This is a genomic window from Nocardia sp. NPDC003979 (genome assembly GCF_053605015.1).
The window spans coordinates 36,543-48,929 of the sequence record NZ_JBSGIJ010000018.1 but is presented as its reverse complement, the minus strand read 5'-3'; the positions used below and the strand labels follow the sequence as shown (position 1 = coordinate 48,929).

The window sequence follows — 12,387 nt, the reverse complement described above, 5'->3', positions numbered from 1 at the left end:
AGTGACAACACGGGGGCCCCGATGCTGAACAACGGCGCCATGATCGCCGACCGCTACCGCCTGCAACGGCTCATCGCCACCGGCGGTATGGGTCAGGTGTGGGAAGCGATGGACACCCGGCTCGACCGCCGGGTGGCGGTCAAGGTCCTCAAGACCGAGTTCTCCGCCGACCCCACGTTCCGTCAGCGGTTCCGGGTCGAAGCACGCACCACCGCGCAGCTCAACGCGCCGGGGATCGCGGGCATCTACGACTACGGCGAGACCACCGACCCGTCCGGCGGCGAAACCGCCTACCTGGTGATGGAGCTGGTGCAGGGCGAACCGCTCAACGCCGTGCTCAACCGCATGGGCAGGCTCTCGGTGATCCAGGGCCTCGACATGCTCGAGCAGACCGGACGCGCACTCGAGGTGGCCCACGCCGCGGGTGTGGTGCACCGCGACGTGAAGCCGGGCAACATCCTGGTGACGCCGACCGGTCAGGTGAAGATCACCGACTTCGGCATCGCCAAGGCCGTCGACGCCTCCCCGGTGACCAAGACCGGCATGGTGATGGGCACCGCCCAGTACATCGCGCCCGAACAGGCCGTCGGCGAGGACGCCACCGCCGCCTCCGACGTGTACTCCCTCGGTGTGGTCGGGTACGAGGCGCTGGCAGGCGTCCGCCCGTTCACCGGTGAGGGCGCGATCACCGTCGCCATGAAGCATGTGCGCGACGCGCCGCCGCCGCTGCCCGCCGATCTGCCCGCCAATGTGCACGAGCTGATCGCGATCACCATGGCCAAGGATCCGGCGCAGCGCTACCGCAGCGGTGGCGAGTTCGCCGATGCCGTGGCCGCCGTGCGCGCCGGGCACATGCCGCCCGTGCCCGGTGGTGCCGCCGCGTCGATGACCGGGGCGACCCGAGTGCTGCCGCCCGGCCCGACCACCGTGATCCCGGCCGCCGACTACGACGGCGCGACCATGCGTTTCGGTAACCAGCCGCCGACCGGCGGATACGCGGGTCCGGCCACGCAGGCCGCCGCGCCCGCCGCCGTCGCCGCGACCAGCGATGCCAAGAACAACCAGAAATGGCTGATCGCGCTCGGTGTGGGTGCGCTGCTGCTCGGCGGTGGCGTGATCTGGCTGCTGTTCGGCGGCGAACCCAACCGCGACACCGGCCCGACCACAACCACCGTGCAGACCACCGCGCCGGTTGCGCCGCCGGTGACGACCACCCGTCCGCTGCCGCCGCCGGTCACCTCCGAGGAACCCGCGCCGACGCAACCCGACCGCCCGACGACGACCACGCCGGAACCGACGACGACCACGGAACCGCCGACCACCACGCCGGAACCGACGACGACCAAACCGGAACCGACGACCACCGTCCCCAAGACGACCAAACCCGCACCGACCACCACCAAACCGGCGTCGGCGACCACCACCCGGGACAAGCCGCGTATCCCCACCTTGGATCTACCATTTCCGAATGAGGACAACAACGCCGTAGGCCCGAACATAGGACAGCAATGACCACCCCGAAGAATCTCTCCTCGCGGTACGAGCTGGGCGAGATCATCGGGTTCGGCGGCATGTCGGAGGTGCACAAGGCCCGCGACGTGCGCCTCTCGCGCGACGTCGCGATCAAGGTGCTGCGCGCCGACCTGGCCCGCGACCCAACGTTCTACCTGCGCTTCAAGCGCGAGGCGCAGAACGCGGCCGCGCTGAACCACCCGGCCATCGTCGCGGTCTACGACACCGGCGAGGCCACCGTCGACGACGGGCCGCTGCCCTACATCGTCATGGAATACGTGGAGGGCGACACCCTGCGCGACATCGTGCGCGGCAAGGGTCCGCTGGCGCCGCGCAAGGCGATGGAGATCGTCGCCGATGTCTGCGCCGCACTCGACTTCAGCCACAAGGCGGGCATCGTCCACCGGGACATGAAGCCCGCCAACATCATGATCAACCGTGCGGGCGCGGTGAAGGTGATGGACTTCGGCATCGCGCGCGCGATCGCCGACAGCTCCAACCCGATGACCCAGACCGCCGCCGTGATCGGTACGGCGCAATACCTTTCCCCCGAGCAGGCGCGCGGCGAGACCGTCGACGCGCGCTCGGACGTGTACTCGGTCGGCTGTGTGCTGTTCGAAATCCTCACCGGCCAGCCACCTTTCACCGGTGATTCGCCGGTCGCGGTCGCGTATCAGCATGTGAAGGAAGACCCGCCGCTGCCGTCGTCGGTGAATCCGGGCGTGCCGCGCGAGCTCGATTCGGTGATCCTCAAGGCGATGGCCAAGAACCCGGCCAACCGCTACCAGACAGCCGCGGAGATGCGCGCCGATCTGATCCGGGTGCTCGGCGGGCAGAAGCCCAGCGCGCCGATGGTCATGAACGACGAGGACTACGCCGGCTACGACGAGCCGGCGCCGCGCCGGTTCCACGACCGCGACGACACCTCCGAACACCCCGCCGTCGGCCCGCCCGCCGAGCAGGGCAATCGCACCGGTTTGATCGCGCTCGGCGTCGCCGCGGCGCTCGCCGTCGCGTTCGGCATGTTCTGGGTGCTGATCGGTCCGGGCAGCAAGCCCGACCAGGTCGCGGTGCCGGACCTGTCCGGCAAGACCGCGCAGCAGGCCGAATCCGAGCTCGTCAAGGCCGGTTTCAGCGTGGCCGTGCAGCAGAAACCGGACGGCAAGGTCGCGCCGGGCAATGTGATCGCCACCCAGCCGCTCGGCGGGTCGCGCATCGACGAGGGCAGCACCGTCACCCTGCAGGTGTCGACCGGACCCGCGCAGGTCGCTGTGCCGCGCATTCTCGGGATGACCCAGGCCGAGGCCGAGCAGGCGCTGAATTCGACCGGGCTGCAGATGGACCCGAACGTGCAACGGCGTGCCTCCAGCGTCGCCGACACCGACCGGGTGATCGGGCAGGAACCGACCGCTGGCGTGCGCATCGACATCGAGCAGCCGATCGTCGTCGTCATCGGCAGCGGGCCCGAACAGGTCCGGGTACCCGACGTGGTCGGCCAGGACATCTCCGTCGCCGAACCGAATCTCACCGTGAGCGCCGGATTCAAGGTGGAGGTCAAGGAGGTGCTCTCGCCCCAGCCGAAGGGCCAGGTGCTCTCCACGAGCCCGGCGGGCGGCAGCAACGCGGAGAAGGGTTCGACCATCACCGTGCAGGTGTCCCTCGGCGACCGCATCACCGTTCCGGACCTGACCGGGCTGACCCCCACCCAGGCCCAGGAGAAGTTGCGCGCGCAGGGCTGGACCGGTCAGCTCAGCCAGACGACGGTCATCACCCTCGACGGCAGTGCCTCGGGCAAGGTCGTGGGGCAGAACCCGCCCGCGGGCACCTCGGTGACGATGAGCGGAAACGTGATCCTGCAGGTAGGGGCCTCACCCATTCCACGGTGAGGCCCACGGGCCTAGACTTGGGCTAGCTCCATCCCACCCAGCACTGCTGAACGAGGAGGTAGCCCATGACCACAGCCAGGGACATCATGAAGCCCGGCGCTCAGTGGATCACCCGCGACGACACCGTGGCCACGGCCGCGGCGGCGATGGCCGATCTCGGTGTCGGCTCGCTCGTAGTCGCCGACGACAACGAACGCATGTGCGGCATCATCACCGACCGCGACATCGTCGTGAAGTGCATCGCGCGCGGCCTGTCACCCGAACTGACGACCGCGGCCGAACTGTGCGAGGCGACGCCGCGCTGGATCAGCGCGGACGCCGACGTGGAAGACGTGCTCGACCAGATGGAAGACCATCGGGTGAAGCGGATGCCGGTGATCGAGAACAAGCGGCTGGTCGGCATGATCAGCGAGGCCGATCTGGCTCGCCACCTGGACGACAATCAGCTCGGCGAGTTCGTCACCGCCATCTACGGGCGGCCCTGACTCCCCGTCAGCTCAGGTCGAGATGATCGTTCATCGACCTGGCCGCCTCGGCCAGGTCGGTGAGTTCGACGACCTCCACACCATTGGTGCGGAGTTTGTCCACACCCTCGCAGGCCGCGACGAACAGGCTCGGTTCGCGCCAGGCGATGACCACCCTGGGGATACCCGCCGCCAGGATGCGGTCGGTGCAGGGCAGCCGGGTCGCGGTGGCGCGCGTCGAGCAGGGTTCGAGCGTGCTGTAGATCGTCGCGCGGACCAGGCGGGGGTCGTCGGCGTCGAGTTTGTTCAGCGCCGATTCCTCGGCGTGCACCTTTGCGTCGGTCTCGCGTGAGTAGCCGGTGGAGATTTCCACACCGTCGACGACGATGACCGCGCCCACCGAGTAGGCCGTCGAACTGGGCGGACACTGCTCGGCCAGCTCGATGGCCCTGTGCATGAAGCGGTGATCGAGGCTGTCTGTGTGCACGATTTCCCCTGGGTTCGGAAGTTGTCCACAGCCTGTGGCAGTTGTGGAGTCGGTCATGTTCAGGTTGTGCAGTACACCGGTGGATGAACTGTGAACAGCAGCATTTCCCCAGGTCGGCAGCCGGAATCCGATCACAGGCCCGGTGGATGAACCGGGTCCGTCGGCGCGCCGACCAGGTAGTTCATGACAGCGACATCCCCAAGTTGTTCCACACCCGTCAAGTGGAGTCGACGCTGTGGTCCGCCGGGGAACAGGGCCGGGCCGACGAAGCGGGGCGCGGCCGCGTCACCGACCAGGATCGGCGCGATCGCCAAGCGGATCTCGTCGACCAGGTCGGCGGCGAGGAAACCTGTGTGCATCCCGGTGCCGCCCTCGACCATCAGCCTGTGGATACCGCGCGCGGTGAGGTCGTCGAGCAGGGCGGCCAAGTCGAGCCGGTCACCGAGGCACACGATTTCGGCGGTGTCGGCGAGCCGGTTGCCGAGCCGAACCGCGCCCGCCGTGGTGGTGTACACGATCTTCGCGCCACCGGTGTGCCAGAAGCGCAGCTGCGGATCCAGCTCGCCGGACGCGGTGACGGTGATCTTCACCGGATACTCCGGTCGGCCCGACGACACCCGCGTCGCCCGCCGCTCGGCGCTGTTCACCAACAGGCGGGGATTGTCGATCCGCAAGGTACCCGCACCGATGAGGACCGCGTCGGACTCGGCGCGCAGCCGGTCGACCTCGTCGAAGTCGGCGCTGTTGGACAGCAGCAGACGTTGTGCGGTGGCGTCATCGATGTAGCCGTCCAGGCTCGTCGCCACCGACAGCAGCACCCACGGCCGCTCCCGCGCTTCGCTCACGGGGTCACCAGCGCGGCGACCTCCGCCTCGAGCGCCGACACCAGCGCCTCGGCCGGGCGTTCGCCGCAGACCTCGAGCCAGTTGGCCAGCATCCGGTGCCCGCCCTGGGTGAGCACCGACTCCGGGTGGAACTGCACGCCGTGGATCGGCAGGCTGCGGTGCCGCATGGCCATCACGATGCCGCTCTCGGTGTGGCCGACCACTTCCAGCTCCGCGGGCATGGTCTCCGGGAGCACGGTGAGCGAGTGGTAGCGGGTGGCGGTGAACGGGTCGGGCAGACCGGCCAACACGCCCGAGCCGAGGTGGTACACCGAACTGGTCTTGCCGTGCAGCAGTTCCGGCGCACGGTCCACGGTGCCGCCGAACGCCTCGCCGATGGCCTGGTGTCCGAGACACACGCCGAGCAACGGCTTCTCGTATTTGGCGGCGGCATGCACCAGCGGAATGCTCGCACCCGCCCGGTCGGGGCTGCCGGGCCCGGGGCTCACCAGCACGCCGTCGAAAGCGCCGCCTTCGTCGCCACGGGCGAGCAGGGTGTCGAGGTCGGCCAGGCGCGGGTCGTCGTTTCGCCATACGACGGCGTCGGCACCCAGCTGGCCGAGGTATTGCACCAGGTTGAACACGAAGCTGTCGTAGTTGTCGACGACCAGAACACGCATGCAACGAGGGTACGTGCCCGGCCGGTAGGTCGTCGCATCCATTACCTGGTGGGATAGCCTAGGAGACGACCAGTACCGGAGAATACGAGGACGTCATGCCCAAGTCCAAGGTCCGTAAGAAGGCCGATTACACCCCGAGCCCTGCCAGCCGTACCCCGGTGAAGGTCAAAGCGGGTCCGTCGCCTGTCTGGTACGTCGCGATCATGCTCGGCTTCATGCTGGCCGGCCTGCTCTGGCTGCTCGTGTACTACCTGGCTGCCGAGAAGATCAGCTGGATGAACGACCTGAACGCCTGGAACTTCCTGATCGGTTTCGGCCTGATGGTCATCGGGCTCATCATGACCATGCGGTGGCGCTGAACTACACCGTTGTCATTCATGCACACCTGTGGATGAAGCTGTGGACAACTCGAGGATCAATGGGGGAACAAGCCGCGTGAACGCAGGTCGACCCACCGCCAGCTTGTCCTGGACCACGCCGACCGCCGCCCTGGTCGCGGTGACCGGCGGTGGCCTTCTGCTGACCGTAGCGGCCGTTCTCGCCCAGGACGGCCCCTCGCGGCTCTTCCTCGGCGTCGCCGCCGTCGCGGTGCTGGCCATGGCCGTGCTCGCGCTGCGTCAGCGCCCCCGGCTCACCATGGTTCCCGGTTCCCCGCCGCGCCTGATCGTCGGCACTCTCACCGGCCGCGACGAATACCCCCTCGACCACATCGACCGGATCCGTGTGACCTCCTACCGGCGCATCGGCCGTAAGAACACCATGCTCGAGGTCGACGTCCGCCACAACGACGCCGAGCGCCTGCTGATCTTCGGCCGCTGGGACCTGGGCGCCAACCCCGCCGACGTCTTCGACGCCCTCGTCGTCAACGGCTTCGCGAAGGTCGCCACCGACTGACGTTGTTTCACGTGAAGCAAAGAACTCCCCGCCGCGATCTTCGCAGCGGGGAGTTCTGTTTTCCGGATTCAGTCGATTTTCACCGAGGAGATGACGACCGGTTCGGTCGGGCGATCGTTGCGGTCGGTCTCCACCGCTGCGATCGCATCGACCACCTTCCGCGAATCCGGGTCGACCACCTCGCCGAAAATCGTGTGCTTGCGGTTCAGATGCGGTTGCGGGCCGACGGTGATGAAGAACTGCGACCCGTTGGTGCCCGGTCCCGCATTGGCCATGGCCAGCAGGTATCCGCGATCGAAACGCAACTCGGGATGGAACTCGTCGCCGAATTCGTAGCCCGGACCGCCGCGGCCGGTACCCGTCGGGTCACCGCCCTGGATCATGAAGCCCTGCATCACCCGGTGGAAGACGGCGCCGTCGTAGAACGGGCCAGCTTCCGTGCCACCCGCGTTCGGGGTGGTGTACGGCGCGCTGCCGTCGGCGAGGCCGACGAAATTGCGCACCGTCTTGGGCGCGTGGTTACCGAAAAGCGCGATCTTGATATCGCCGTGGTTGGTGTGCAGCGTCGCCACGGCCGTCTGATGGGGTGAGGTCACGCAGCAATGGTGCCACGCGGTCACCGCGCTGCCGGGCACCTGGTGGAGCGTGGTTTTCGTGTTTGTGCCGTCGGCGGCGTTCTATGCCACAGTGGTCGCATGAAGCTTCGTAACCCGCTCATCGCCTCCCTCGCGATCGCCGGTGCGGGCGCGCTGGCCTGGATCGCCCGCAGCAAGCGCCCCCAGCTGCCCGAACCCGCCGCCGAACCGCCGCGTCTCGGCTACTCCCGCAACGGCTCCGCGCCGGCCCCCGTCGCGGAGACCGGCGCGAGCTGACCCCTCAGCGGCTCACGGACTTCTTGTACTGCACCTGAGCCAGCGGCACGAAGATCAGCAGGATCAGCACGATCCAGATCAACGACGTGGCCACCGGGTGCTGCATCGACCAGGCCTCCGAGGTGGGTGCCAGCGGGCTGGTGTTACCGAACAACTGACGCACCGACTCGGTGACCGCCGACATCGGATTCCATTCGGCGAACACGCGCAGCGGCCCGGGCAGGTCGTTGATCGGCACGAAGGCGTTGGACAGGAACGTCAGCGGGAAGATCACCATGAAGCTGGCGTTGTTGAACACCTCCGGCGCCCGCACGAGCAACCCGACCACGGCCATCATCCACGACAGCGCGTAGGCGAACAGCAGCATCAGCAGGTACGCGAGCACCGCGTCGAGAATCGACCCACGAATACGCCAGCCGACGATCAACCCGGTCAGCGACATGACGACCAGGCTGACCAGGTTGATCACCACATCGCTGATCGTGCGCCCGAACAGCACCGCCGAGGGCGCCATCGGCAGCGACCGGAACCGGTCGATGATGCCCTTCTGCATGTCCTCGGCCAGGCCGGCGCCGGTGAACGAGGCACCGAACACCACGGTCTGGACGAAGATGCCCGCGATCAGGAATTCGCGGTAGCCGCCTTCCAGCCCCGGCACCTTGATCGCCGAGCCGAACACGTAGGCGAACATCAGCACGAACATGATCGGCGACATGGTCGTGAAGATCAGCACGTCGGGCACGCGCTTGATCTTGATGACATTGCGCTTGGCGATCGTGAGGCTGTCGCTGACCACCATCGCCAGCCGTTCTTCCAGGCTCGGCTCGGTCACCGGTGGTGTCTTGTCGATCGAGACGCTCATCGGCTCTGTCCTTCCTTGGCGCCTGCCTTCTCGGCATCCCCGGCGACGAGTTCTTCGGCCTCGTGCCCGGTGAGGGTGAGGAATACGTCGTCCAGCGAAGGCCTGCGCAGGGCGACGTCGTTGATCTCGACCTTGTGCTCGGTGAGCCTGCCGATGGCGGTGACCAGGTCCTGGGAACCGTCCGCCACGGGCACGGTGATCTTGCGCAGGCCCGGTTCGATGTGGATTTCGCCGTCGGCCAGACCGCTGAGCACCTGTTTGGCGTCGGTGAGCTGGTCGGCGGTGGCGACGGTGAGTTCGATGCGGTCGCCACCGACGAGTGCCTTGAGTTCGTCGGCGGTGCCACGGGCGATGACGGTGCCGCGGTCGATCACCGCGATGGAGTCGGCCAGACGGTCGGCCTCCTCCATGTACTGGGTGGTGAGCAGCAGGGTGGTGCCGCCGGAGACGAGTTCCTCGATCACGTCCCACAGATCCAGGCGGGCGCGTGGGTCGAGGCCGGTGGTCGGCTCGTCGAGGAACAGCACCGGCGGGTTGGCGACCAGCGCGCCCGCGAGGTCCAGGCGCCTGCGCATGCCGCCGGAATAGCCCTTCACCGGGCGGTCGGCGGCGTCGGTGAGCCGGAAGCGTTCGAGCAGCTCGCGGGCCCGTTCCTTACTGCGCTGTGTGCCGAGGTGATAGAGCCTGCCGACCATTTCGAGGTTCTCGAAGCCGGTCAGATACTCGTCGACGGCGGCGTACTGGCCCGACGCGCCGATGCGCGAGCGCAGTGCCTGCGGATTGTTGATGACGTCGACCCCGGCGACGGTGGCGCGGCCTTCGTCGGGAACGAGCAGAGTGGTGAGTACACGGACAGTCGTGGTCTTTCCCGCGCCGTTCGGGCCGAGAAGTGCGGTGACGGTGCCTTCGGGGACGGAGAGATCCAGCCCGTCCAGTGCGGTGAGCTGTCCGTACCGTTTGACCAGACCCTCGGCGACGATTGCGTCGGGCATGATTCTCCTGATGTCGTAGTTCGCGAACCCTTGATGGCCTCAGTATTGCCCCACCCACCGACAAGTCGCATCCTCATTTCGGGTGGTTCGCGATGTCAGATGTACAAATTTGTTCGACATGCCGAGTGCATGCGACACGCGGCGAATCGGACTGATTTTTGGGCGATGCGGCTGCGCTCCGGCCCGGATTGCGGGTGGCCGCACGCCGACCCCGTTGAGAACATGTTCAGCTCACACAAGCCGTAAAACCTTGCGTACCAGCGACTTCGGGTGTTCGTAAGAGGTTTGTGATGTCTCACAACACCGCGGCAACCGCTCAGCGGCTGCGGCTGACGGCCCCATGACGGGCCGCGACACGAAAAATTCTCGGAAACTGATCCGTTGCGCGTACACGATTTCCGCGTGGATCGCGTAGGATCGTTCACGTCGGCCCCTCCCCCCCGGGCCGACCCTACGCGGGCCTCGGCTAACTCCCCCCCTTCGCCGAGGCCCGCTCCCCATTTTCCGGCAAGGTGCAGTTCCATCGCCCGACAGCCGGGTTCAGGCCACGCGACGCGGCCACGAGAACAACTAGTGATCCTCGTGGTCCGCAGGCGCGCCGGCCCCCTGTTCGGCCACGGTGCGCCAGGCGGTAGCCAGCCGGGCCGCACGGACCTTCCCGGCGACCCCGAGCAGTGGCGCGTCCCGCTCCCAGCGCTGCCGGATCTCCTGATCCACCCGGTCCCAGTGCGGTTCGAGTTCGGTGAGCAGTGCGGTGCAGCGATCGAAGACGCCGGCGAGCGCGATGTGCACGCCCGCCGACCCGGCGGGTTCGGTGCTGAGGCCACGCACGGCCGCAAACAGCGCCAGCAGGGCCGTGAGCGCGTCGGCGGGCCATTGTGCCTGTCGGGCCCACCCGCACCAGCTGACCGAGCACAGCGGCGAGCACGTGCAGGTCTTCGACGGTGCGGAACGGCTTCAGGTAGTCGGCGTACCCGTCGCCGGGCAGCGTTTCTCCCGGCGCGTCCGTGAAAGTGACGGTGGCGTGCGGGATCTCCGGTGCGAACGGCAACGGCGGCAGCGGGGTCACCGCCGCCTGCGGTCCGGCCGCGACGAGCACGGCACGCAGACTCGGCTTGCCGTCGGAATGTGTGCCCGCGCGGGCGATCACGAGAAACCGGGTGGCGGAGGTGCCGAGGGTGGCGAACGATTTGGTTCCGGTCACCGTCCCGTCGCCGGTGACGGTCGTCGTCATGGCCGAGGGTCGTGCTCCGGTGGCCTCGGTCGCGCACATCGAAATCAGCTCGTCCGGGGCGAGTGCGGGCACCAGCGCGTGCAGCGCTTCCTGATACCCACCGAGGAACGCGGAACCCGATGCGACACTGTCGAATCCGGCGACAGCGGCGCGGTCGACAGAATTGGTGAGATCCGCGCAGCGAGCGCGGTGACGTGCCCAGTCCGCCGCGAAATCCGCCGAATCGGCGGCACCGGGGGCGGCGGTGAGCAGGAAATCGAAAACCGAGGAATTCACAGAAGTGGAGCCTAGGGGAATCGAACCCCTAACCCCTGCCTTGCAAAGGCAGTGCTCTGCCAATTGAGCTAAGGCCCCTTACCGGTGGTGTACCGGCTGGCAACCCGAATCAGCGGGTGGTGACCTCACGCCAGAGATCGGCTTCGTCGCGCTTGCGGAATTTGGTGATACCGATGAGAACCGCGATCACAACACCGACCGTGAGGACAATCTTCATGATTCCCACCCTACTGTGATGTTCGGGAGTGGGCCTAGGAGGACTTGAACCCCGTCGGTCACTCTCTCATTCTTCCTGCTCAGAGCCCCTGGCCTCCCTGGTACAGCGCCATTTCAGGACGTTTCGCAATCTTTCAGGACTCAAAGTACCGGTTAAGTGGTGACGGCGTCAAAACCGCAGGTCGGGAAGGAGCCCCGCACCATCCCGGTGACGCCGTCACCAGCGCCTGATCGGCAGGTCTCATGGGTTGACGCCACGGACAGCGACACAATGAGCTGCCCGGCACTCCATGGCACGGCATGCCCGACTATCTCAGGCAGCCGCGTCACTCCCATTTCGCCCTTACTTCAGCCATTCGAGGCGGCCCGCGCAGCGAGCGGGTTCCCGTCTCGCAGCTGCTGCCTGAGGCGCCGTCCTCACGCGCACTTGCTGAGCAGACCCCACCACACCCACGAAGAGGAGAACCAACCGTGCGTTCACCGCCCCCATCTACGACGCCGTGGCCACCCGTGGCGACAGCTTTGAAGCCGCGATCCTGCATCCCGATCGCGGTGGTGCGTTCACCGCCGGGCTGACCGCTCAAGCCTGCTCTTGATACGGGCTGCGACAGTCGATGGGCGCGACCGGATAATGTTGGGACAACAGCCCATCCGAATCGCTGTGGTCGAACTTCAAGCACGAATACTGCTACCGGCATGCCTACGCTAGGAAGGCTGGACTCGTTGCCTCGGTTGATAATTGGATGGATTGGTACAAAAATCGCCGTCGGCACTCGTCGATCGGTAGCATCAGTCCGGTTCGCTACGCGCATTCACTGACTATCGCAGCAAAAGCTGCTTAAACCCCTGTCCACCATTCGGGGTGACCTCATGAATCAGTGGGCACTCTCGCGTTCCCGCCATGCACATGCCGCGATGCATCCGTTGCTCACGGGGGGGTACCGCGAAGAATCTGGTTGACGCGACTCCGGCTAAGACAAAGCACGTCTTGCAGTTCCTCGATGGAGGCACCCGCCCCCCGCAGAGCGCGGGCTTTCTCGGCACGCTGGGTCAACAGATACGCATGCTCTTCTTCATTGGCACGGAGCCGCTCCGCGAGCCCCTCCGCCTCCTGTAGAAGCGCGACTTTCGTCCGAGCGCGCTCAACGGCCGTCATGGCCTGAATCCTAACAAGTGCCCGCTACACAT

General features: G+C 66.9%; 15 protein-coding genes, 1 tRNA gene and 1 pseudogene. 8 read left to right on the top strand and 9 right to left on the bottom strand.

Annotation, left to right across the window (positions count from 1 at the left end):
- The first annotated feature begins 21 nt into the window (after positions 1-21).
- The 3 genes from ACWEVR_RS27860 to ACWEVR_RS27850 all read left to right on the top strand — a co-directional run bounded on the left by ACWEVR_RS27860 (position 22) and on the right by ACWEVR_RS27850 (position 3,883).
- Positions 22-1,512 carry a serine/threonine-protein kinase gene (locus ACWEVR_RS27860; RefSeq protein ID WP_452469336.1) on the top strand — a complete coding sequence of 497 codons (1,491 nt, stop codon included), beginning with the start codon at positions 22-24 and terminating at the stop codon, positions 1,510-1,512.
- Positions 1,509-3,398, top strand: a complete 1,890-nt coding sequence (gene pknB, locus ACWEVR_RS27855) for a Stk1 family PASTA domain-containing Ser/Thr kinase (RefSeq protein WP_452469335.1) — start codon at positions 1,509-1,511, stop codon at positions 3,396-3,398. The genes ACWEVR_RS27860 and pknB overlap by 4 nt, the downstream gene beginning before the upstream one ends.
- Positions 3,399-3,463: 65 nt before the next feature.
- Positions 3,464-3,883 (top strand): CBS domain-containing protein, encoded by a 420-nt coding sequence (locus ACWEVR_RS27850; protein ID WP_067495164.1) that lies wholly within the window; start codon positions 3,464-3,466, stop codon positions 3,881-3,883.
- A gap of 7 nt (positions 3,884-3,890) precedes the next feature.
- Here the strand turns inward: ACWEVR_RS27850 and ACWEVR_RS27845 are convergent, their stop codons facing one another.
- From ACWEVR_RS27845 to ACWEVR_RS27835, 3 genes are all read right to left on the bottom strand, one after another.
- A complete protein-coding gene (locus tag ACWEVR_RS27845) occupies positions 3,891-4,349 on the bottom strand; it encodes a deaminase (protein ID WP_452469334.1) in 459 nt (152 codons plus the stop codon).
- Positions 4,350-4,480: 131 nt separating this feature from the next.
- A complete protein-coding gene (locus ACWEVR_RS27840) occupies positions 4,481-5,194 on the bottom strand; it encodes a RibD family protein (RefSeq protein WP_452469333.1) in 714 nt (237 codons plus the stop codon).
- Entirely contained in the window at positions 5,191-5,853 is a 663-nt protein-coding gene (locus tag ACWEVR_RS27835) for an aminodeoxychorismate/anthranilate synthase component II (RefSeq protein ID WP_067644069.1), read from the bottom strand. Before ACWEVR_RS27835 ends, ACWEVR_RS27840 begins: the two co-directional genes overlap by 4 nt.
- A gap of 95 nt (positions 5,854-5,948) precedes the next feature.
- On the opposite strand from ACWEVR_RS27835, the gene crgA reads away from it, so the two are divergent.
- Entirely contained in the window at positions 5,949-6,212 is a 264-nt protein-coding gene (gene crgA, locus ACWEVR_RS27830) for a cell division protein CrgA (RefSeq protein ID WP_067495154.1), read from the top strand.
- 76 nt (positions 6,213-6,288) lie between these two features.
- Complete coding sequence (locus ACWEVR_RS27825; protein WP_452469332.1) at positions 6,289-6,747, top strand: PH domain-containing protein; 459 nt, start codon at positions 6,289-6,291, stop codon at positions 6,745-6,747.
- Positions 6,748-6,815: 68 nt separating this feature from the next.
- Here the strand turns inward: ACWEVR_RS27825 and ACWEVR_RS27820 are convergent, their stop codons facing one another.
- The gene (locus ACWEVR_RS27820; protein WP_452469331.1) at positions 6,816-7,343 is read right to left on the bottom strand and encodes a peptidylprolyl isomerase; all 528 of its coding nucleotides are present in this window, start codon (positions 7,341-7,343) and stop codon (positions 6,816-6,818) included.
- Between the two features lie 99 nt (positions 7,344-7,442).
- Here ACWEVR_RS27820 and ACWEVR_RS27815 point away from each other — a divergent pair, with 99 nt between their 5' ends.
- Positions 7,443-7,619 carry a hypothetical protein gene (locus tag ACWEVR_RS27815; RefSeq protein WP_166655808.1) on the top strand — a complete coding sequence of 59 codons (177 nt, stop codon included), beginning with the start codon at positions 7,443-7,445 and terminating at the stop codon, positions 7,617-7,619.
- A 4-nt stretch (positions 7,620-7,623) separates the two neighbouring features.
- Here ACWEVR_RS27815 and ACWEVR_RS27810 read toward each other — a convergent pair whose 3' ends face one another.
- The 3 genes from ACWEVR_RS27810 to ACWEVR_RS27800 form a co-directional block, all read right to left on the bottom strand.
- The gene (locus ACWEVR_RS27810; protein ID WP_067495430.1) at positions 7,624-8,418 is read right to left on the bottom strand and encodes an ABC transporter permease; all 795 of its coding nucleotides are present in this window, start codon (positions 8,416-8,418) and stop codon (positions 7,624-7,626) included.
- A gap of 59 nt (positions 8,419-8,477) precedes the next feature.
- The gene (locus tag ACWEVR_RS27805) at positions 8,478-9,473 is read right to left on the bottom strand and encodes an ATP-binding cassette domain-containing protein (protein ID WP_452469330.1); all 996 of its coding nucleotides are present in this window, start codon (positions 9,471-9,473) and stop codon (positions 8,478-8,480) included.
- Positions 9,474-10,043: 570 nt separating this feature from the next.
- Positions 10,044-10,304, bottom strand: coding sequence for a hypothetical protein (locus ACWEVR_RS27800; protein ID WP_452469329.1), 261 nt, complete (start codon positions 10,302-10,304; stop codon positions 10,044-10,046).
- Positions 10,305-10,480: 176 nt separating this feature from the next.
- Between ACWEVR_RS27800 and ACWEVR_RS27795 the strand changes: the two genes are divergently transcribed.
- Positions 10,481-10,801 (top strand): hypothetical protein, encoded by a 321-nt coding sequence (locus ACWEVR_RS27795; protein ID WP_452469328.1) that lies wholly within the window; start codon positions 10,481-10,483, stop codon positions 10,799-10,801.
- A gap of 187 nt (positions 10,802-10,988) precedes the next feature.
- Here the strand turns inward: ACWEVR_RS27795 and ACWEVR_RS27790 are convergent.
- Positions 10,989-11,061: transfer RNA gene (locus tag ACWEVR_RS27790), tRNA-Ala, on the bottom strand.
- 31 nt (positions 11,062-11,092) lie between these two features.
- Positions 11,093-11,200, bottom strand: coding sequence for a DLW-39 family protein (locus ACWEVR_RS27785; protein WP_210740150.1), 108 nt, complete (start codon positions 11,198-11,200; stop codon positions 11,093-11,095).
- Positions 11,201-11,843: 643 nt separating this feature from the next.
- On the opposite strand from ACWEVR_RS27785, the pseudogene ACWEVR_RS27780 reads away from it, so the two are divergent.
- Positions 11,844-12,041 (top strand): annotated as a pseudogene (locus tag ACWEVR_RS27780) (integrase core domain-containing protein); the annotation flags it as partial.
- Positions 12,042-12,387: the final 346 nt, after the last annotated feature.